This window comes from Mixta intestinalis, from assembly GCF_009914055.1.
GTDB classification, from domain to species: domain Bacteria; phylum Pseudomonadota; class Gammaproteobacteria; order Enterobacterales; family Enterobacteriaceae; genus Mixta; species Mixta intestinalis.
Window position 1 is genome coordinate 4,541,248 of sequence record NZ_CP028271.1, and the last position, 20,867, is coordinate 4,562,114.

At 53.7% G+C, this 20,867-nt stretch carries 17 protein-coding genes; 15 read left to right on the forward strand and 2 right to left on the reverse strand.

What is annotated here, in order from left to right; translation table 11 throughout:
- Positions 1–435: 435 nt before the first annotated feature.
- The 14 genes from ascF to C7M51_RS21135 all read left to right on the forward strand — a co-directional run bounded on the left by ascF (position 436) and on the right by C7M51_RS21135 (position 17,788).
- Positions 436–1,887, forward strand: a complete 1,452-nt coding sequence (gene ascF / locus C7M51_RS21070; RefSeq protein ID WP_160623415.1) for a PTS cellobiose/arbutin/salicin transporter subunit IIBC — start codon at positions 436–438, stop codon at positions 1,885–1,887.
- Positions 1,888–1,899: 12 nt separating this feature from the next.
- Entirely contained in the window at positions 1,900–3,327 is a 1,428-nt protein-coding gene (locus C7M51_RS21075) for a 6-phospho-beta-glucosidase (protein WP_160623416.1), read from the forward strand.
- Between the two features lie 533 nt (positions 3,328–3,860).
- Positions 3,861–6,899, forward strand: a complete 3,039-nt coding sequence (locus C7M51_RS21080) for an autotransporter outer membrane beta-barrel domain-containing protein (RefSeq protein ID WP_244323857.1) — start codon at positions 3,861–3,863, stop codon at positions 6,897–6,899.
- A gap of 199 nt (positions 6,900–7,098) precedes the next feature.
- A complete protein-coding gene (locus tag C7M51_RS21085) occupies positions 7,099–7,767 on the forward strand; it encodes a hypothetical protein (RefSeq protein WP_160623418.1) in 669 nt (222 codons plus the stop codon).
- A gap of 440 nt (positions 7,768–8,207) precedes the next feature.
- Positions 8,208–8,915, forward strand: a complete 708-nt coding sequence (locus C7M51_RS21090; RefSeq protein WP_160623419.1) for a hypothetical protein — start codon at positions 8,208–8,210, stop codon at positions 8,913–8,915.
- Positions 8,916–8,971: 56 nt separating this feature from the next.
- Positions 8,972–9,367, forward strand: a complete 396-nt coding sequence (locus tag C7M51_RS21095; RefSeq protein WP_160623420.1) for a hypothetical protein — start codon at positions 8,972–8,974, stop codon at positions 9,365–9,367.
- 74 nt (positions 9,368–9,441) lie between these two features.
- On the forward strand, positions 9,442–12,207 hold the full coding sequence (locus C7M51_RS21100) for a sigma-54-dependent transcriptional regulator (RefSeq protein ID WP_160623421.1): 2,766 nt from the start codon (positions 9,442–9,444) through the stop codon (positions 12,205–12,207).
- A gap of 90 nt (positions 12,208–12,297) precedes the next feature.
- Positions 12,298–12,720 carry a PTS sugar transporter subunit IIA gene (locus tag C7M51_RS21105; RefSeq protein ID WP_160623422.1) on the forward strand — a complete coding sequence of 141 codons (423 nt, stop codon included), beginning with the start codon at positions 12,298–12,300 and terminating at the stop codon, positions 12,718–12,720.
- Positions 12,721–12,735: 15 nt separating this feature from the next.
- A complete protein-coding gene (locus C7M51_RS21110) occupies positions 12,736–13,206 on the forward strand; it encodes a PTS sugar transporter subunit IIB (RefSeq protein WP_160623423.1) in 471 nt (156 codons plus the stop codon).
- A gap of 16 nt (positions 13,207–13,222) precedes the next feature.
- Complete coding sequence (locus C7M51_RS21115; protein WP_160623424.1) at positions 13,223–13,999, forward strand: PTS mannose/fructose/sorbose/N-acetylgalactosamine transporter subunit IIC; 777 nt, start codon at positions 13,223–13,225, stop codon at positions 13,997–13,999.
- On the forward strand, positions 13,980–14,816 hold the full coding sequence (locus tag C7M51_RS21120; RefSeq protein ID WP_425280987.1) for a PTS system mannose/fructose/sorbose family transporter subunit IID: 837 nt from the start codon (positions 13,980–13,982) through the stop codon (positions 14,814–14,816). The genes C7M51_RS21115 and C7M51_RS21120 overlap by 20 nt, the downstream gene beginning before the upstream one ends.
- A gap of 10 nt (positions 14,817–14,826) precedes the next feature.
- Positions 14,827–15,888, forward strand: coding sequence for an SIS domain-containing protein (locus tag C7M51_RS21125; protein WP_160623425.1), 1,062 nt, complete (start codon positions 14,827–14,829; stop codon positions 15,886–15,888).
- An 18-nt stretch (positions 15,889–15,906) separates the two neighbouring features.
- Complete coding sequence (locus tag C7M51_RS21130; protein ID WP_160623426.1) at positions 15,907–16,917, forward strand: SIS domain-containing protein; 1,011 nt, start codon at positions 15,907–15,909, stop codon at positions 16,915–16,917.
- A 103-nt stretch (positions 16,918–17,020) separates the two neighbouring features.
- Positions 17,021–17,788 (forward strand): class I SAM-dependent methyltransferase, encoded by a 768-nt coding sequence (locus C7M51_RS21135; RefSeq protein WP_160623427.1) that lies wholly within the window; start codon positions 17,021–17,023, stop codon positions 17,786–17,788.
- Positions 17,789–17,889: 101 nt separating this feature from the next.
- On the opposite strand, the gene C7M51_RS21140 is transcribed toward C7M51_RS21135, so the two are convergent.
- Complete coding sequence (locus C7M51_RS21140) at positions 17,890–18,324, reverse strand: DcrB-related protein (protein ID WP_160623428.1); 435 nt, start codon at positions 18,322–18,324, stop codon at positions 17,890–17,892.
- A gap of 250 nt (positions 18,325–18,574) precedes the next feature.
- Between C7M51_RS21140 and C7M51_RS21145 the strand changes: the two genes are divergently transcribed.
- Positions 18,575–19,015, forward strand: a complete 441-nt coding sequence (locus tag C7M51_RS21145) for an RcnB family protein (RefSeq protein ID WP_244323776.1) — start codon at positions 18,575–18,577, stop codon at positions 19,013–19,015.
- A 75-nt stretch (positions 19,016–19,090) separates the two neighbouring features.
- Here the strand turns inward: C7M51_RS21145 and C7M51_RS21150 are convergent, their stop codons facing one another.
- On the reverse strand, positions 19,091–20,848 hold the full coding sequence (locus C7M51_RS21150) for an FAD-binding protein (protein ID WP_160623429.1): 1,758 nt from the start codon (positions 20,846–20,848) through the stop codon (positions 19,091–19,093).
- Between the last annotated feature and the right edge of the window lie 19 nt (positions 20,849–20,867).

Here is a 20,867-nt window from a genome sequence, read left to right on the forward strand (position 1 = left end):
CCAGGACGGATTCATGCCGTTCCGCCGAAAGGTCCGTCCCCTTGTGACCGGCGCAGCTTCAGCTAAATATCAGGAACATGTTCAATGTCAACTTGTGACCTGCACATCTTAGCCAGCCGCTGTTCCCTAAACTCTGGTGCTTATCTGCCGTCGCTGGTTCGACTCTGTGCCAGAGCCGCAACATTCCATCAGCTACAGACAACACGCTTATTCGCCCCTGCACGCGATCGTTATCACAAATTTTCATCAACAAAAAAATAATAGTTGATCTATTTATCCCTAATCAACAATCTCATGTGAAACCGGTTACCTATGTTGTTGCAGACGAGAAATGGTGCGGCGAAAACCGCCGTTATCTTTCCCATACCCGAAAAAACCATAACAACGCCGTCCACCCTGCGGCTACGGTGCGTCATAACAAGAGGTCTCACAGTCATGGCAAAAAATCATGCGGCAATCTCGCGAGCAATCCTTGCGGCGATAGGCGGCGACAACAACGTGGTGGCAGTCACCCACTGCATGACACGCCTGCGTTTTGTCCTTAACGACAGCCGTGCCGTCAACGGCGCTGAACTCAAAGCTATCCCCGGCGTAATGGGCGTGGTACAAAGCGAGGGTCAGTGCCAGGTCATCATCGGTAACACCGTCTCCCAGGCCTATGCTGAAGTCATTAAACTGCTGCCTGCCAGCGCGCAAACCCGGCCCGAAGCGCCGAAAGGCAAACTCACGCTAAAACGCATCGGTGCGGGCATCCTTGATGCACTGATCGGCACCATGTCGCCGCTGATCCCGGCGATTATCGGCGGATCGATGGTAAAACTGCTGGCGATGATCCTCAGCATGACCGGCCTGTTTGCCAAAGATTCCTCTACGCTGGCGATCCTCAACTTCATTGGCGACGGCGCTTTCTTCTTCCTGCCGATCATGGTGGCCGCCTCCGCCGCGATAAAATTCAAAACCAACATGTCGCTGGCAATCGCTATCGCTGGCGTGCTGGTACACCCTGGCTTTATCGAACTGATGGCAAAAGCGGCGCAGGGGCAGCCGGTAGAATTCTTTGGGCTGCCCGTCACGGCGGTAAAATATACCTACACCGTTATACCGGCGCTCTGCATGACCTGGATCCTCTCATGGATCGAAAAATGGGTGGATAAAATTACTCCGGCCGTCACCAAAAACTTCCTTAAACCGATGCTGATCGTCCTGATCGCTGCACCGATCGCCATCATGCTGATCGGCCCGATCGGTATCTGGATCGGCAGCGGTATCTCAGCGGTGGTCTACACCATCCATCACTATCTTGGCTGGCTATCGGTGGCCATTATGGGCGCGCTCTGGCCGCTGCTGGTAATGACCGGTATGCACCGCGTCTTTACACCCACCATCATCCAGACCATCGCGGAAACCGGCAAAGAGGGCATGGTTATGCCCTCGGAAATCGGCGCTAACCTCTCGCTGGGCGGATCGTCGCTGGCGGTGGCCTGGCGCACCAAAAACCCGGAGCTGCGTCAGACCGCATTGGCTGCCGCTGCCTCCGCGATTGTGGCCGGGATCTCTGAACCGGCATTGTATGGCGTGGCGGTACGGCTCAAACGCCCGCTTATCGCCAGCCTGATTAGCGGCTTCCTCTGTGGCACGGTAGCCGGACTGGCCGGGCTGGCAAGTCATTCGATGGCGGCTCCGGGGCTGTTCACCAGCGTCCAGTTCTTCGATCCCGCTAACCCAATGAGCATCGTCTGGGTCTTTGCGGTGATGGCGCTGGCGATCGTTATCTCTTTTATCACCACCTTAATTTTGGGCTTTGAGGATATCCCGGTAGAGACGCCGCAAAAGGCGGTGACGCCTGCCGACTGGCCCACCGCTTCTCAGGCCGTTAAATCGCATTAACAGAGGATATATATGGAAACCAAATTTCCCGCTGGATTTTTATGGGGCGGCGCGATAGCGGCGAATCAGGCCGAAGGTGCCTGGCGCGAGGGCGGAAAAGGCCCGGCAACGGTGGATATGATCCCGCATGGCAAAGATCGGCTGGCGGTCAAGCTGGGACAGCAAAAGCGCTTTAGCTGGCGTGACGATGAATTCTATCCTTCACATGAGGCGATCGACTTTTATCATCGCTATAAAGAAGATATCGCGCTGATGGCAGAAATGGGCTTTACGGTTTTTCGCACCTCGATTGCCTGGAGCCGCCTCTATCCGCAGGGCGATGAGCTGACGCCAAACGAAGCGGGCATCGCGTTTTATCGCGAGCTGTTTTCAGAGTGCAAAAAATATCATATCGAACCGCTGGTCACCCTCTGCCATTTTGATATGCCGATGCATCTGGTCAAAGAGTATGGTGCCTGGCGCAGCCGTAAAACCATCGACTTCTTTACCCGCTACGCGCGCACCTGTTTCGAGGCCTTTGACGGCCTGGTAAAATACTGGCTTACCTTTAATGAAATCAATATTCTGCTGCACAGCCCGTTTTCCGGGGCGGGGCTGGTATTTGAGGAGCATGAAGACCCGCAGCAGGTTAAATATCAGGCGGCGCATCATGAGCTGATCGCCAGCGCGCTGGCAACCAAGATCGCCCATGAGATCAATCCACAAAATCAGGTGGGCTGCATGCTGGCGGGCGGCAACTTCTATCCTTACTCCTGCAAGCCAGAAGATGTGTGGGCAGCGCTGGAAAAAGATCGGGAAAACCTCTTTTTTATCGACGTGCAGGCACGCGGTGCTTATCCCGCATGGACCCGCCGTATGTTCCGTGAGCAGGGGATCGCTATCGAAACGCTGCCGGGCGATGATGACATTCTGAAACATACCGTCGATTTCGTCTCCTTCAGCTACTACGCCTCACGTTGCGCTTCGGCAGAAATGAACAACGGCAATACCAGCGCCGCCAACGTGGTGAAATCGCTGAAAAACCCCTGGGTGGAAGCCAGCGAGTGGGGCTGGGGTATCGATCCCTTAGGGCTACGTATCACCATGAATATGATGTATGACCGCTACCAGAAACCCTTATTTCTGGTGGAAAACGGGCTGGGCGCAAAAGATGAGCCGGATGCCAGCGGCAATATTCACGATGATTATCGCATCAGCTATTTGCGTGAACATATTCGAGCGCTGGCGGAAGCGATTGATGATGGTATTCCCGTTATCGGTTATACCAGTTGGGGCTGTATTGACCTGGTTTCTGCTTCAACGGGAGAAATGAGCAAACGCTACGGCTTTATTTATGTCGATCGCGATGACCAGGGAAAAGGTACGTTAGCGCGCCGCCGTAAAAAATCGTTCTGGTGGTATAAAAAAGTTATTGCCAGTAACGGGGCCGATCTGGATTAATTCAAACGGGCCAGAGATGGCCCGTTTCCCTTGAAAAACCACGATATTACCTCCTTCCTCTTCGCTGCCACGACTCTGTCATATCCTTTAAATCAGTTTCAATGTGGGATTATAATCATCAAAAAACAAACTATTACTCTTCAATAAGTAACCTGAGTAAATTACCACATTTTTATCGCACAAAATTTTAGTTTTAAGAATCTTCCTGGGGTTTTGGAATTGGATATTCCTTGCTTATTTATTTTTTATTCCGGGTGTTTTTAAAAAAAATAAGCATATGAAAATAATATGATGAGAATCACTCTTTTGCATCTATATATTTCTCAATGTTACTGGCAGAAATAAAACTTTTCTGCTTTATCTGATATTTGCGTCGATATGTTTCGTGCGGCGTTTCATTTTTATTGCACGTTGAAGCAACTCAAAAATAAAACATCTGAAACCAAGAACGGACGGTATCTGCAATGATAAAGAAAGGCAGAAGGTTGACTGTACCTCAGCGCGTATTACGTTCTGAGTTAACGGGGCGGCAGGTGCGCTATAGCGCGCTGGCAGCGGCAGTTTATCTTGGCGCAGTCGGCCCGGCGATCGCAGCCAGTTACATTGAGCAGGGTGTAGCGGGCAATGCGTCCAGCTGGCGCAGCAGTGAATTCAATGCCGAGTGGGGACTGGGCGCAATTCATGCTGACGAAGCCTATGCCGCTGGCTACAGCGGTAAAGGCATTAAGCTCGGAATCTTCGATCAGCCGGTTTATGCGCAGCACCCGGAATTTGTTGGCGCGAATAAAGTAATCAATCTGGTTACCGAAGGCGTTCGCGCCTACACCGATCCCTATATTCCGGTAAAAGCGGGCGATGCCTTTAGGTATGACGGTACGCCCAGCCCCGATTCTGACGGCGAACTGGGCACGCACGGCACGCACGTTGGCGGTATCGCCGCAGGCAGCCGCGACGGTGGTGAAATGCACGGCGTGGCCTGGGGGGCGCAGATCGTCAGCGCGGAGAACGGCGATCCCGGCCCGGAAGATGGCATTGTCCTCGGTAATGATGGTGCCGTGTATAAGGCGGGTTGGGATGCGCTGCGCGAAAGCGGCGTGCGTATTATCAATAACAGCTGGGGGATCGGCATCACTGACCAATTCTCACAGGGCGGGCGCGATCCCGCTTATCCGAACTTTACCGTCAGCGATGCACAAAAGCAGTTCGATCAGATCAAACAGATCCTCGGTACGGTGCCGGGCGGTGCCTACCAGGGCGCGATCGATGCGGCACGCAGCGGCATCGTTACCATCTTTGCCGCCGGGAACGACTATAACCTTAATAACCCGGATGCAATGGGCGGACTGGCTTACTTTGTGCCGGATATCGCGCCAAACTGGCTGACCGTTGCCAGCCTGCAACAGGAAGAGGAAGGTTACACCATCAGCACCTTCTCCTCGCGCTGCGGCTATACCGCCAGCTTCTGCGTATCGGCACCGGGATCGCGCGTCTACAGCTCGATTATTGAAGGCACCAATGCCGATGATTTAACCACCGGCTACGCCAAATTCAGCGGGACATCAATGGCGGCTCCGCACGTTGCGGGCAGTATCGCGGTGCTGATGGAGCGTTTTCCCTATATGACTGGCGCGCAGGTGGCGCAGGTGCTGAAAACCACCACGGTTGATATGGGCGAGGCGGGCATCGACGCGCTGTACGGCTGGGGCATGATCGATTTAGGCAAAGCGATCCACGGGCCGGGTATGTTCTACACCGTAGAGGATATCCCTGAAGCGTTTCGCATACCGGATCCGGACGGCACCGCCTACGGATCGACGCAGTTTGTTGCCAATATCCCCGGCATCGGGGCAACGGTAGACGCTGACAAACGTTATGCGCGCCTGTGTGAAGGCGTTCAGTGCGCTTTTGATGTCTGGTCGAATGATATTTCCGGTCACGGCGGTTTGACGAAAGAGGGCGCGGGTGCGCTGCTGCTTACCGGCAATAATACGTATAGCGGCCCGACGCTGGTGAACGATGGCCTGCTGGCAATTAACGGCTCACTGACGTCAGCGGTCAGCGTACAGCAGCAGGGCGTGCTGGGCGGATCGGGCAGCGTAGGGGCTTTAACCGTCGCACGCGGCGGCACCGTGGCCCCCGGCAACTCTATCGGCACCCTGAACGTTGATGGCGACGTTAATTTTGAAGCGGGCTCGCGCTATGCGGTGGAGGTTGCGCCGGACGGACGCAGCGATCGTATCGCCAGCGGCGGCGCTATCAATATCAAAGGCGGCGAAGTGGCGGTATCGCTGGAAAACGGTGATAACCTGCTCAGCCGTAGCGAAGTACAGAGCCTGGCGGGACGCCAGTACACCATTCTGTCGGCGGCAAACGGCATCAACGGTCAGTTTACCAGCGCGCTGCCGAGCTACGCTTTCCTCGGCACCTCACTGGGCTACCAGGGCAATCAGGTTTCGCTGGCGGTTGGACGTAATGATGTGAGCTTTACCAGCGTAGCCGCTACCGAGAACCAGCGGGCCGTTGCAGCAGCGGCGAATGCGCTGGGCGCGGGTAACCCGGTTTATGAAAGTTTGCTGCTTAGCGGGTCAGTGGGAGAAGCGCGCCAGGCGTTCCGTCAGCTTTCCGGCCAGGTTCATGCGGATATCGCCTCGGCTCAGGTTAACGACAGCCGCTATCTGCGCGATACGCTGAACGATCGTCTGCGTCAGGCTGAAGGGCTGGCTGGCTCAACCGATATTAAAGCTGACGAAGGCGGTGCATGGGCGAAGCTGCTGGGCGCGTGGGATCATGCTTCCGGCGATGCCAGCGCCACCGGCTACCAGGCTTCCACCTACGGCGTGTTGCTGGGGCTGGATTCCGCCTGGGCGGATGACTGGCGCATGGGCGTGGCGACCGGTTATACCCGTACCTCACTGGATGGTGGTTACGGTGCCGATGCCGACAGCGATAACTACCATCTGGCGGTTTACGGCGGCAAAGAGTATGGCGCGCTGGCGCTGCGGGCAGGCGCGGGTTACACCTGGCATCGCTTTGATACCTCGCGTTCTGTGCGTTACGGCAGCCAGTCCGATCGGGCCAGCGCGCAGTATAATGCGCGCACCGAACAGTTCTTCGCGGAAGCGGGCTACGCGATTCCCGCTGGATTAGTGAACATTGAGCCGTTTGCTAACCTCTCTTACGTTAACTTCCAGAACAACCGCATTGCGGAGCAGGGCGGTGCGGCGGCGCTGCATGGTGACAAGCAGCATACCGACGCCACGCTCTCTACTTTGGGCCTGCGCTCCGATGTCCAGTGGGACATTAACACCACGACATCGGTGGCGCTGCGCGGTGAGCTGGGCTGGCAGCATCAGTATGGCGATCTGGATCGCGGCATGGGGCTGAAGTTTAACGGCAGCAATGCGCCGTTTGTGGTGAACAGTGTTTCTGCTTCGCGTGATGGTGCGGTGATTAAGGCCAGCGCGGAGATGGCGTTGAACGCTGATTCCCGCCTGTCGCTGGGCTATAGTGGCCTGATTTCTGATAATTATCAGGACAACAGCGTTAACGCAGGCTTTAGCTGGAATTTCTGACGCCTTCGATGCTTTGGAATACATCAACACGCTGAACGGGGCCGAAAAGCCCCGTTTTTTTATCGCAGAATTGGCGTGTAATCGCGATAAAGTTTCACTTCTGATGGCCGATAGAGACAGGGACAACGTTTCAGGTCAGGGATGCCAGAGATCGGGTATCCGCCTGAAATTTTCTTGATGGCTAAAAGGACGAAACGAAATGATAAAAAGAGGATGGTTGCTGCTGGCTGCGACGCTGGTGCTGACTGGATGTGTGAAAACCCCGGCGCTTAGCGCCCGCAGCGTGACTGAAACGCAAAACAGCGTTGTCGATGGCAAAACAACGCTGGATGAATTGCTACAGCGCTACGGCCAGCCGGAAAATATGTCGCCGACCGCAACGGGAAAAGTGAATGTCGGCTGGAAAAGAACCTGGTCTGATAATCCTCTCCACGCTGCCAACGTATCACGGCTTAACGTGCTGGTTGATAAGCAGGTGGTCACCAGGCATATTTTTACCCGTTATCCTCTGACGCTGAATAATAATTTCCTGAAGGATGCGACGAAAGAGAGTCTGGGCGCGGTGATTAAGCCCGGCGTGACCACCGAAAGCAGTATGATTTCACGCTTTGGTCAGCCAATTAGCTACACTTTCAGTGACGAAGGCGAAAAAATCATGCTTTATCTGTGGCAGGATATTACCGACGATGCCAGCCGCATGATTCCGATTGTTGGCGGTTTTATCGGTACACAGTCCGGCCCGGTCTATACCCTGTTAATTACGCTTAACGATAACGGCACGGTAAAAGAGTGGGATCTGATCCATGCGCAGGGCAAACGTGGCGCAGGGATTATGAACGCCTCGGCGATTAAACTGACGCCACAGTAAAAGGGTTTTGGCTATCCGCATATTGCGCGGAAGCCTCAGGCTCAGGCTCAGGCTCAGGCTCAGGCAGAGAATGGCTTGTCGCGCCGTTGTCTGCCAGCCAATAACGGGGCCGAAAACGGCTCCGTTTCTTTATCTTTTTTAGCGTTAAACAGGTGAGATAATAGCGGCTAACTGATAAGTAATTATCGGCGGCGGCGAGCATTTTTTAGCTAAAATTGAGGCCTTAAATTAGCTTTATAATTTATTCGATCTTTTAACCAGTATAAGCAATGGTAAATAAATCGAACTGCTAATTTTAATTAGTGCAACGTAAATGGATTGGTTTTCGTTTTATTTATGGTAAAGGTAATATTATCTTTGTTTTATTAAAGGCAGGATGTTTTTTATTATAAAATTTTATAACGTAATAAATTGAAAGCGTATTTTTACAAGGAAGGTTAGTGAGCGAACGTAAAGATATTATTGATGGGAGTGATGCTTTTTATGCCAGGTCAGGACTGGTTTATTCGGAGATTCTGGGATGGATAGATTTAGGTCATGCTCAAGGGAAAGATATAAAAAAATTACTTTATGCCATGGAGCAGGGAGAACGTGGCAGTAATGAAGTCTATACAATATCTTATTCACAAACAATGTATAAATATTCAAAAAATATTTTTGGCGTAGGTATGCATGCTCGTTGGCAAATTAAAAAAGGTAGGCCGTTAGATCAGCGCTTTAGTATTGCTCTTGCGATGATGATGTCTACTGCTGTCAAATTTGAAAGGATGCAGGCATCACTGCCATTTATTTGGTTTACGGACAGTGGATTTAGCGCTGAAGATTTAGTTTCTGATTTACTGGGATTCTATCGTGCAGTACGACCAATGAATTACTTCCCTTTTCTAAAGCTGATAAGTCGGAAAGAGGCGCTAAAGCGCTGGGATTATTATGGACCAGTTGGTGATTATAAAAATAAACTCTTCAAACCTCTAATTTTTCCTGATCCAATAAAAAATAAATATTCTAAACCTTTTTATGGGGAGTTACCAAAATTTATGATGTCTATCAAACCATTTGCTGATTATCATAAAGATATCGTTAAGGTAATTACAAATAATGGCGCTCATGCTAACATTTTAACCAAACCAAAATCTGAGTTTGAATAATGGATAACAAATATAAAAATATCGGATGTGCGGTGGGTGGGGGGCTTCTGCTATTAATGGCGGCCTTGTTTTTCACCTTTATCATGCTGGTTACGCTGGATATCACCTACACTGAAAAAGAGTGGTTTAAATATCATTTATTTACTTCGGATGAAATCAAACAGGCACCACGGCTTACTCATCGCTATGAAATTAGCGTCAAAGCGCAGGATGGCAACGCAGCGGGATTATCCAGCATTACCTTTCACGGCACACGGGATGGCGCAAAGCTGGAGCACTATCTGATTTCTCTGGGCTACTATCCGGTAACGGAAGCAGAAGGCGGCAAAATCTGGTATTCGCCGGATGGCGAACGTTCTGCGCAGGTTTATATTAACAGCGAAAACAGCGTCAGCCTGATTATCTACGACGAGGGCGATCCGCGATCTGTGCGGCATTCCACAAAACCGTAATTCCTCTGCGCGCAGGCGTTTGCTGCCCGTCACTTCAGGGCATCATAGCCGGGTGTTGTAAACCGGGGAAAACGATGACGCGCAAAGATAACTTACTTAATTTCCTGCTTAATCAGACCGACTTTTTCGATCCACACCACATCAGCGAGGTCTTTACGGCGAGCTGGCTGGCACAGCGTTTTGCCATGCAGCGCAACACCGCCAGTCACTATCTCAATCAGCTGGTGGCGGAAGGCGCGCTGGTAAAAATTAATACGCGTCCGGTCTGCTTTCTGCATAAGCACAGCTTTGAACAACAGTTTTTCCCGCTATCGCGCAGCGAATATAACAGCGTGGCGGAGCTGCTGGCGGAAGAGGTTGAAGCGGAACAGGCCGCCGATCACTTTGCCCTGCTAATCGGTCACGATGGCAGCCTGAAAAAGCCAATCGAGCAGCTAAAAACCGCGCTGTTTTATCCCGATGGCGGGCTACCGCTGTTGATTACCGGCGAAAGCGGCACCGGCAAAAGTTATATGGCCCAGCTGCTGCATGAGTATGCCATTGCGCAACAGGTTATCGAGCCGGACGCGCCCTTTATTAACTTTAACTGCGCACAGTACGCCAGCAACCCTGAACTGCTGACCGCCAACCTGTTTGGCTATGTTAAAGGCGCGTTTACCGGGGCGGTCAGCGATAAGCCGGGAGCCTTTGAGGCGGCACAGGGCGGCATTCTGTTTCTCGATGAGGTACACCGCCTCAGTGCCGAAGGACAGGAGAAGCTGTTTACCTGGCTCGATCGTAAAGAAATTTACCGGCTGGGCGAAACGGCGCAGGCACAGACGGTACAGGCCCGGCTGATCTTCGCCACCACCGAAGAGATTCACAGTACCTTTTTAACCACCTTTATCCGCCGTATTCCGATACAAATCACGCTGCCCGATCTGGAAAGTCGCAGCCAGCAGGAGAAGCGGGCGCTGATGATGCAGTTCTTCTGGCGTGAGGCGCAGCGGGTTGGCGGCAGCCTGCGGCTAAGCCCGCGTCTGACGGCGGCGCTGGGGCGCTATATCTGGCGCGGTAACGTCGGCGAAATGAAAAACGCGGTGAAATACAGCGTTGCTTCCGCCTGGGCGCGGCAGCGTGGACAAAAAACCATTGAAGTGACTATCCACGATCTGCCGGAAGCGGTGATGGCCCAGCTTCCGGCGCTTGCCGAGCCGCAAAAATCGACCGAGCCGGTGATGATCGATGCCGCCGCTTCGCCCGCCTGGCTGCTGCGTCAGCAGGATGGCGCACGCCTGTTGATTCAGGATACGCAGCTTAGCGTGCTGGCGCTGTTCGCCCGCTGGCGCGGCGGGCTGATGACCTGGGAAGAGATGGAAAAGCGCATGGGCAGTGAGATTGAACTACTGTTCGATCGTTTGATCTTCGATCATCGCGACAGCGCGGAATCTTCCATGCTGCTACTCACCAGCAGTCAGGTACGCGAGGAATTTTACCGTCTGGAAAAACGCTTCAACCTTCAGTTCAACGGCAACTGTGTTTACGCGCTGAGCCACTATCTGCTGCATCGCGCCAGCGAAACGCCCGCGCGCCTTAACGTCGAGCTGATTCGCCAGCTTTCCCACAGCCTGGAGCAGCGCTATCCGCTGCTCTGCCGCTTCTGTCACGAAGTGCTCTCCTCGGTTACCCACAAGCTCGATCTGCAACCGCAGCGGATCGACGCGCTGCTGCTGATCCTCTGGCTGCAAAAAACCGGCACGCTGAGCCAGACGCAGGTCACGCGGGCGGTGATCCTCGCTCACGGCTACGCCACTGCCAGCAGCATCGCCAACGTGGCGAACCGGCTACTGAAAAGCAATCTGTTTGAATCTTTCGATATGCCGCTCGACGTCACGCCGGAGGCGATTGCCAGCGAAGTCATGGATTATATCGATCGTAACGCGCTGGCGACCGGGCTGGTGATTCTGGTGGATATGGGATCGCTGAACGCTATCCATCAGCACTTTAATCGCCATATCACCACGCCGGTGGCGATTATCAATAACGTCTCGACGCGTATGGCGCTCTACGTTGGCGAACGCATTCTGCGCGGCGACTACCCGGAAGCCATCGTCGGCGAAGTCGCCGCCGATCTGCCGATTGAACATCAGCTTATCTGGCCGCAGCAGAATAAGCCGCGGGCGATTATTACCCTGTGCGCTACCGGCCTCGGTGCCGCCAGCAACCTGAGTGCGCTGCTGAAGGCGAGTATCCCGGAAGCGCTGGCGATTGAGATGGTCGCCTGTGATTACGACAGCCTGATCGATAAACCGAAACGCGCCGCACTACTGGCGCGCTATGAGGTATTGGCGGTGGTAGGCACGCTCGATCCCCATCTGCCGGTGCCGTGGATTTCGCTGGAGTCGCTGATTTCCGGGCAGGGCAGCGCGGCGCTGAACCGGCTGTTCGGCGGGCTGGCGAGCAGCGAACAGGTGGAAGAGATCAATAACCTGATTGTGAAAAACTTCTCGCTGCGGCGGGTGATTGAATCGGTAACCATCCTCGATACCGGCAAGGTGATTAACCAGGTTGAGCAGTTCCTGCTGCGCTATGAGCATCTGGCCGGGTTGCAGCTCACCAACGATCGCAAGGTGGCGCTTTATATTCATATCAGCTGCCTGATTGAACGTCTGATTCGGCAGACGGCGATCCAGCGCTACGCCGGGCCGGAGCGTCCGTTGCGTCAGTTAAATCCGCTGCGTGAGGCGTTTAGTGTCATTGAAGCCAGCTATAGTGTCAAAATCCCCGATGCTGAGCTTTGTTATATCCACGATATCCTGCACCGCGAAACAGAATTTACCTCGTCAGATCAAGAGTTTTAGTTCATCTCTCCCGCCTCATTACCGGCGCGCCACTATTTATGGCACGCCGGTTGCTCTTATCCAGATGTGGAATCGCTTGATGAGGTCAGGATGAAACGTCACTACATTTTTGCCAGTCACGGCACCTTCGCCGCCGGTATTCGTCAATCCGTAGAGTTAATACTGGGCGCTCAGCCGCACCTGCATACGCTGTGCGCCTACGTGGATGAAAACGAAGATTTAACCCGTCAGGTCGATCGCCTGATGGAGAGCTTTACGCCGCAGGATGAGCTGATCGTCATCACCGATATTTTTGCCGGTAGCGTCAATAACGAATTTATTCGCTATCTCTATCGCCCCGATTTTCATCTGCTGGCCGGTTTAAACCTGCCGCTGGTGATTGAGATGTTGATCGCGCCAGCGGATGAGCCAGCGGTTCAGCTAATTCAGGAGGCGCTGAGCAACGCCAGAGAAGGAATGCAGTACTGCAACCAAACCATAAGCGGCGCCCACTGCGCCGATAAAGATTTCTGAGCGAGGAAAATAACCATGATAAAGCTCTTACGGGTCGATCATCGACTGCTGCATGGCCAGGTCGCTTTTTCCTGGACGCAATATATCGGCGCTGACTGCATTTTGATCGCCAACGACAGCGTGCCCAACGACGAACTGCGCAAAACCACCATCAAACTCGCCAGGCCGCCAGCGGTAAAGCTGGTGATTAAAAATATCGACGACGCCATCGAGGCGATTAAAAGCGGCGTCACCGACAAATATAAGCTGCTGATCGTGGTGGAGTCGGTTAACGACGCCTGGCGTCTGGCGAAGGCGGTGCCGCAGATTGAGAGCATCAACCTGGGCGGCATCAAGGCGCGTGAAGGCAGCCGCAATATTTCGAAGGCGATCAACGTACTGCCGGAAGAGATTGCGCAGCTCCAGGAGCTGACGCAGGCGGGCACTGAAGTGGAGATTCGTCAGGTGCCCGGCGATCGCAAACAGCTGTTTACCGAGGCGCTGTAGCGCAGGGGGAGACACCATGACAGAGGCACTTTTGCTGGGACTGGTGGCATTTATCGCCCAGTCTGAATATGCGCTTGGTACTTCACTGCTCTCCAGGCCGATTGTTACCGGCCTGCTGACCGGCCTGGTGCTGGGCGATGTGGAAACCGGGGTGATCATGGGCGCAACGCTGGAACTGGCGTTTATCGGCTCTTTCTCGGTGGGCGCATCTATCCCGCCTGACGTGGTGACCGGCGGCATTCTTGGCGTCGCCTTCGCCATTACCTCCGGTGCGGGCACCGAAACGGCACTGCTGCTGGGTTTGCCGATCGCCACCCTGACGCTGGTGCTGAAAAACGTTTATCTGGGACTGTTTATTCCCACCCTCAGCCATAAGGCGGATCGCTATGCCGAACAGGGTAACACCGGCGGCATTGAGCGTATGCACCTGCTGGCCGGGTTCGGCCTGTCGCTGATGCTCGCCACCATCGTAGCTGTCTCCTTTATGGTGGGCAGCGGCGCGGTGAAAAGCCTGCTCGACGCCATTCCCGAATTTATCAAGCACGGCCTGAGCGTGGCGACCGGCATGATCCCGGCGCTCGGCTTCGCCATGCTGGCGCGGCTGCTGATCAACAAGAAAGTGGCACCTTACTTTTTCCTCGGCTTTGTACTGATGGCCTACCTGAAAATTCCGGTCACCGGTATCGCGATCCTTGGCGCGATCGTCGCGGTGGTGATGGTCAATATGACGCAGCAGCCGGTACAACGCGCCTCAGCGGCGCAGGGAGTTGAGAATGACGAAGATGATTTCTGAAGATAAAACCCCGGCAGAACCGGCCATTACGCCGCGCGATCTGCGCCGCGTGTTCTGGCGCTCGTTCCAGATGGAGTTCTCCTGGAACTACGAACGGCAGATGAACCTCGCCTTTGTCTATGCGCTGATGCCGATACTGAAAAAGCTCTATACGCGTCAGGAGGATTTGGTTAGTGCGCTGAAACGGCATCTGGTTTTCTTTAACACCACGCCGCATATCGTCACGCTGATCCTCGGCATCACCGCCGCGATGGAAGAGAAAAATCGTCGCGACGGCGGTATAGACAGCGCCTCGATCGATAACGTAAAGGCATCGCTGATGGGGCCGCTGGCCGGGCTGGGCGACTCCTTTTTCTGGGGCACGCTGCGCCTGATCGCTACCGGCATCGGCACCAGTCTGGCGCTGAAGGGCAATATCCTCGGGCCGATTCTGTTTGTGCTGATTTTCAATATTCCGCACATCCTGGTGCGCTGGCTGTTTACCCGCTGGGGCTACGTGCTCGGCACCGGCGTGCTACAGCGTATTCAGCAGAGCGGCATGATGGAGAGTGTCACCTACGGCGCTTCAATTATCGGCCTGATGGTGGTGGGGGCGATGACCGCCTCGATGATTGATATCACCATTCCCATCACCTTCGGTGCGGGCGAGGCGAAGACCGAAGTGCAGTCGATCATCAACGACATCATGCCCTGTCTGCTGCCGCTGTTGAGCTTCGGCATTGTCTACTGGCTGCTGGGGAAAAAGGTTCAGCCGCTGGCGATTATTGGCGGGATGGCGGTAGTCGGCATCCTGGGTTCATGGATTGGTCTGTTCTGAGGAGATTAGCATGTCAATAACCATGATGGACTGTATCGAACGCGAGCCAGAAACCCTGGCGCGTATCCTGGATGAGTATCCGCAAATGCTGGCACCGGTACGCGAGCGGCTGGCGCAGGGGCCGGTGCGTCGCCTGCTGATCCTGGCAACCGGCTCGTCAATGAACGCAGCCCAGTGTGCCGCCTACGCTTTCAGCGAATGGGCGCAGATTCAGGTGGAAATTAAAGAGCCTTATCCCTTTACCCACTATGAACGCTTCGATGAGGCGACCGACTGGGTTATCGCGCTGTCGCAGAGCGGCAAAAGCCACTCCACGCTTCAGGCGCAGCGCAAGGCGCAGGCGGCAGGGCGGGCGGTTTACTGTATGACCGCCAACGGCAACAGCCCGCTGGCGCAGGAGGCGGATGCGATTCTGGATATCAACTGCGGCATTGAGCCAGTCGGCTTCGTCACGCTCGGCTTCAGCGCCACGGTACTTAATCTGCTGCTAATCGCGCTAATGGTTGGAGAGGCGCAGGGCGAACTCTCCGCCGCCGAGCGCGATAAAACGCTGAATGCGCTGCGTGCGCTGACGCAGCGGCTGCCGGATGTGATGCGCCGTACCGATGCTTTTATCACGCGCCATCAGGCGTTGCTGAGCAGCGCGCCGCGCTATGTCGCCATCGGCTACGGCGGGCTGGTGGGTGTGGCAAAAGAGTTCGAAACCAAATTCACCGAGACGGTGCGCCGTCCCTCCAGCGGCTTTGAGCTGGAAGCCTATATGCATGGCCCTTATCTCGAGGCGAACGCCGAGCACCTGCTGCTGTTTATTGAGGATGCGCCCGATGCCCGCAGCACCGCGTTGCGTGAGTACATGCGCCCGCACGTTAAAGCGGCGCTGACCTTCAGTGCCGACGGCGACGGCGACGATCGCACGCTGTCGCTCGATTTTCCCCTCGATCCGCTGCTTGCGCCGCTGCTGCTGATTGTACCGGTACAGATTCTGGCGTTTCGCGTCGCCACCCTGAAAGGCATCGACCTGGGCGTACGCATATTCGACGACTTCGACAAAGTATTACAAAGCAAAATTTAACCTCTCAGGAGAAAAAATATGTTGGGATTTAATCAGGACGAGTACCTGACCAGTACTCGTGAGATCGTTGCTGCGCGTAAAATTGCGGAACAGGTAGCAGAAGAGATTCATCAGGCGGGCTACAGCAACCTGTTTTTCGCCTCGGTAGGCGGCTCGCTGGCACCGATGATGGCGATCAATGAGTTCGCCAAAGAGTGCACCGCGCTGCCGGTCTATACTGAACAGGCGGCGGAATTAATAACCAAAGGCAACAGGAAATTAACCAAAGATTCGGTGGTGATTACCCTCTCTAAATCGGGCGATACCAAAGAATCGGTGGCGATTGCCGAATGGTGTAAATCACAGGGCATTCGCGTGGTGGCAATTACCAAAAATGCGGATTCGCCGCTCGCCAGTCACGCCAGCTGGCATATCCCGATGCGCCATAAAAACGGCGTTGAGTTTGAATATATGCTGCTTTACTGGCTGTTTTTCCGCCTGGTGGCACTGAACGGCGAGTTTAGCGACTATACGCGTTTTGCCAGCCAGCTGGAGCGGCTGCCGGAAAACCTGTTACAGGCCAAACGTGACTTCAACGATCGCGCCGATGAGATCGCTAAACAGTATCATGACAGCGACTATATGATGTGGATTGGCGGCGCGGAGATGTGGGGTGAAGTCTATCTGTTCTCGATGTGCATTCTGGAAGAGATGCAGTGGAAGCGCACCAAAGCGGTCAGTTCGGCGGAGTTTTTCCACGGCACGCTGGAGCTGCTGGAGAAAGAAGTACCGCTGTTCCTGGTGAAAGGGGAAGGGAAGTGCCGTTCGCTGGACGATCGCGTGGAGGCGTTTGCCCGTAAGATTAGCGATCGGGTGGTGGTTATCGATCCGCGCGACTATCGTCTGAACGGCATCGACGATGATTTCCGCTGGATTATGGCTCCCTGCGTCGCTTCCACGCTGATGGTGGATCGGCTGGCGGCACACTTTGAAAAATATACCGGTCACAGCCTGGATATTCGTCGCTACTACCGTCAGTTTGACTATTAATGCCGTCTGCCCCCTTCCTCGCCGGAAGGGGCTGCCTGTGGCTTAACTTCGTTGATTTAAAGTTGCATACTGTATGCAACTTTAAATTTTGGCGGAGATAGAGATGTCTGACAATAATAAAGCAGGACATACTTTTCTGGCCAGCCTGGGGAAAACCCGGCTGCGTCCAGGCGGCGCGGAAGCCACAGAGTGGCTGTTCGCTCAGGCCGGATTGAACCCGCAGAGCAAAGTGCTGGAGATTGCCTGCAACATGGGCACCACCTCGATTGAGCTGGTTTCCCGCTTCGGCTGCCAGGTTTACGCTGTGGATATGGATAAGCAGGCGCTCAGCAAGGCGCAGGAGAACGTTGCCGCCGCAGGTCTGTCTGATCGCATTCATATCAGCGAAGCGAATGCCCACCATCTTCCTTTCCCCGATAACAGCTTTGACGTGGTCATTAACGAAGCCATGCTCACCATGTATGCCGATAAGGCAAAGCGGCGGCTGGTGCAGGAATATTATCGCGTGCTGAAGCCCGGCGGTTGTTTGCTGACGCACGATATTATGCTGACTCAGGGACAACTTGAAGTTGATGCGGATGTACAGCTACAACAGGTGGTGAAATCCAACGTCAGCCCGATGTCGCAGGAAAACTGGCAGGCACTGTTTTATCAGGTCGGTTTTACCCAGGTGCAGACGCACAACGGCCCGATGTCGCTGATGTCGCCACACGGCATGATTAAGGATGAAGGTCTGGGAAGAGCAATGAAAATTGCATTTAACGGCCTGAAAAACCGTGAGAACCGCCAGCGCTTCCTCGGCATGTTCCGCTATTTCCGCGCCCAGCGGCGCTCTATGAACTATATTGCCTGCTGCTCACGCAAGGCATAAAAAAGTGGACGTGCAATACGTCCACTCAGGGTTTGTTCTTTGCCCGCCTGGTTTTGCGTCTGCCGCCGTAATAATGGCCTGCTCAGGTGGGCGGTTACCGCTTACGCCGCAGGCTTAAAGCTGGCAAGCAGCGCGGTAAACTGGGCGTTATCTTCTTCTGCCAGCGGACCGTTCTTGGTCTGGGTGAAGACCAACAGCGTTGCGTCCAGCAAAAAAATCGCCTGGTGCTGCGTGATATGCTGACCTTCACGCTGCATCTCTATAACAATTTGCTCGCCTTCAATTACCCGATCGCCAAGCCAGACGCTGCTGCGTTCCGTAATCTGGTTGCCCGGCATATGTTTTTCCAGCATCGCAAGCTGGTTGCTAATATGGTCAGCGAGCGTCACGCCTGCCGGTAAGCGATCGCGTGCAATAGAGTAGGCCGTTTTAGCGCCGTTCATCGGTCTGAATACGTTCACGGTCTGATCGATATAGCCTTCAGGGATAGCAAGGCTACCTTCGGTAAACAGACAACGAGAAGTGGTGTTTGACATAATCGCAGTTCCTTTTGCTTGTAAAAACAATATATTCTCACAGGTTAACGCTAATGACCACATGCAGAGTGGGCGATCATCCAGGAATAAGGCGGCGTGGCTGGCTGCTTATCAGGCAACTATTTCTCCAGGCCGAGTGCGTGACAACAAAGTTCACAATAAAAGTTGAGACTGTTGGCGTAACCAGGGTTAATTTGTTGTCACTAAAATGAGCGCCAGCAACGGCAGAACAGGGATATCAGGAGAACCTATGCGTAATACCACCAAAATACTATTTTCAGGTGCCTTAATCAGCATGCTGGCATTCGCTACCGTAGCCCAGGCGGAAGAAGACACGAGCGTGACGGATGAAAGCGTCGTGCAGCCGGTGTCGCCGGTGCCAGGCCAGCCGGATGCAACACAAAGCCCAACCCAGCCGGAGGCGCAGGGCGCACCCGACGCGGAGCAGGAGCAGCCCAAAAATTACGATGTGAACGAATTTTTTAGCGATGCGCAGCGCTATACCGTCGGTGATGTGGTGCCGGATAAGTATCGCAGCAAACCCTATGAAATTGTCGAATGGCAGAAACGCCATCTGCCCGCGCCGGAAATCGGCAGTCACTGGACCTATATGGGCGGCAATTACGTGCTGATTACCGATGGGGAAGGGAAAATTATGCAGATAAAATCGGGCGAGATTTTTTTCCGCTAGCTGTAGGCGTGTTCACCGTTAAGTCTCAGCGGCCAGCGCCTTCCGGCGTCTGGCCGTTATTGTTTCTGGCGTCAATTAAGCCGTTCGGTCACCGTCAGGATCAAGTCCGGGATTCAATACCGACTGCGAGAAGGCGAATTTATTCATGGGATCGATGCTGGTTTTAATCGCCAGCAGTTCTTTGCGCACGTGCTCGCCGAAGTAGAGCAGCAGGAAATCGCCATACTGTTCGCCCGGATCGGATATATAACCCGGATTAACGCCCAGCTGCCGATCGGGATAGTTAAAATAGCATCCCTGATATTTATCGCCCCAGACAGGAAAGCCGCTGGCGTTATTGGTCCCCTTATAATGGATACGGTTATAGCCCTCGTTAAACCAGGTGACGATAGCTTTTTCAACCGCTTTACGCTGCTCCTCGTCCCTGTTCTCATAATTCTTCCAGTAGGTTTGATATTGAAGTTTAAGCACCGAATTACGGGCAGCGACGGCAGTACGGGATTGTTCCATATTGTCCATGGCATTGATCTGTTTTCCGTAACTATCAATCTGAATAAGCGTTTGCGCTTTATCTACGGTATCGGGCACTTCATTACCCTGTTGTGTGCCGGTAAGGAAATAAAAAATCTCCTCCCCTTCAGGTTGAATAAAGTTTTCTACCATGCAACTGCTTTTGTACTTACCGCACTGGTTTTCACCCGATCCATTCAGCATCTGCGTCATATCAATCCAGGGAAGATCGTATAGCTGATTTAGCTGAACCGCTGCCGAGACCGGATGGCCGGGCAGATAATAAGGCTGCCGGGAATATTTTTTTGTTTTCGCCGTAGGGATCCAATTTTCCATGCAGGCAATAAAATCATCAATTGCCTTGATTGCCTCATCCCTGGTCAGGGCCGGGACATCCTGGCCTCCAAGGATGGCGCTGTCGTGCCCGGAATGATCGCCATATACTACCTGCATACTGATAGCCATAAAGTCGCTGCTATTCTGCCGGAAGGTGAATTTGCCCAGGGTAAAGGCCTGTTCAGGTAGTTGAGCACAGGCAGTATAATAGGATTGTAAAAACGCCGCGAAATTGGCCGCATCCGTTTTCGGAGAGTCGGTGCTGAACTGTGCCCAGGGCACCGGGAAACTGATAAACAGCGCATGTTCAGGCGCGGCAGGAACGCTCAGTTTTTCAAAATAATATTTAGTGATAATGCCAAAATGACCGGAGCCGCCGCCGCGGCTGGCCCAGTTCAGCCGATCTTCATCGTTGCCTGGCGTAAAGGCTCTGATTTTATATTTGCCCTCAGTGGTATCGGGAATGACCATCTCAACGCCAGCCAGATAATCGACAACTAGCCCATGCAGGCGGGATAATAAACCATAGCCGCCGCCTGCGATATGTCCACCAGCGCATACGGAATAGCAGGAACCGCCCGGCAGGGCCGCGCCATATTTTGCATGCAGGGTTTGCTGTATAAGCCAGTTGGAAGCACCCGGCTCAACGACGATATATTTTTTACCCGCTTTTTCCTCTTCACTAATACCCCGCATATTGCTCAGATCAATAACAAAGCGCGTTTTGGATCCTGAATGAGTATCTGTCGCGCTTTGAAAGGTGAAGTTTTCATAACAGTGTCCGCCGGAAATAACTTTTATTTCTCCGGACTGCGCTGATAATTCATGTAAATTTTGCAGCGTTTTCACAATATCGTCGGCATCTGATACAAGATAGACGCCTTCACCCTGGGATTGAGATAAGTCGTTGTCGAGTTTAAATCGCTGGTTGAAGCCCCGGTCAAGTCCTGGGTAATTGTTTTTTTCTGGCGCTACATAAGTACTCATAGGAATATCTCCTGCAGAT

Coding starts and splice junctions, on each gene's coding strand:
- C7M51_RS21100 (WP_160623421.1), top strand. CDS start 9,442: ATGACGCGCAAAGATAACTTACTTAATTTCCTGCTTAATCAGACCGAC.
- C7M51_RS21085 (WP_160623418.1), top strand. CDS start 7,099: ATGATAAAAAGAGGATGGTTGCTGCTGGCTGCGACGCTGGTGCTGACT.
- C7M51_RS21105 (WP_160623422.1), top strand. CDS start 12,298: ATGAAACGTCACTACATTTTTGCCAGTCACGGCACCTTCGCCGCCGGT.
- C7M51_RS21135 (WP_160623427.1), top strand. CDS start 17,021: ATGTCTGACAATAATAAAGCAGGACATACTTTTCTGGCCAGCCTGGGG.
- C7M51_RS21130 (WP_160623426.1), top strand. CDS start 15,907: ATGTTGGGATTTAATCAGGACGAGTACCTGACCAGTACTCGTGAGATC.
- C7M51_RS21110 (WP_160623423.1), top strand. CDS start 12,736: ATGATAAAGCTCTTACGGGTCGATCATCGACTGCTGCATGGCCAGGTC.
- C7M51_RS21095 (WP_160623420.1), top strand. CDS start 8,972: ATGGCGGCCTTGTTTTTCACCTTTATCATGCTGGTTACGCTGGATATC.
- C7M51_RS21140 (WP_160623428.1), bottom strand. CDS start 18,324: ATGTCAAACACCACTTCTCGTTGTCTGTTTACCGAAGGTAGCCTTGCT.
- ascF (WP_160623415.1), top strand. CDS start 436: ATGGCAAAAAATCATGCGGCAATCTCGCGAGCAATCCTTGCGGCGATA.
- C7M51_RS21150 (WP_160623429.1), bottom strand. CDS start 20,848: ATGAGTACTTATGTAGCGCCAGAAAAAAACAATTACCCAGGACTTGAC.
- C7M51_RS21145 (WP_244323776.1), top strand. CDS start 18,575: ATGCGTAATACCACCAAAATACTATTTTCAGGTGCCTTAATCAGCATG.
- C7M51_RS21125 (WP_160623425.1), top strand. CDS start 14,827: ATGTCAATAACCATGATGGACTGTATCGAACGCGAGCCAGAAACCCTG.
- C7M51_RS21120 (WP_425280987.1), top strand. CDS start 13,980: ATGACGAAGATGATTTCTGAAGATAAAACCCCGGCAGAACCGGCCATT.
- C7M51_RS21075 (WP_160623416.1), top strand. CDS start 1,900: ATGGAAACCAAATTTCCCGCTGGATTTTTATGGGGCGGCGCGATAGCG.
- C7M51_RS21115 (WP_160623424.1), top strand. CDS start 13,223: ATGACAGAGGCACTTTTGCTGGGACTGGTGGCATTTATCGCCCAGTCT.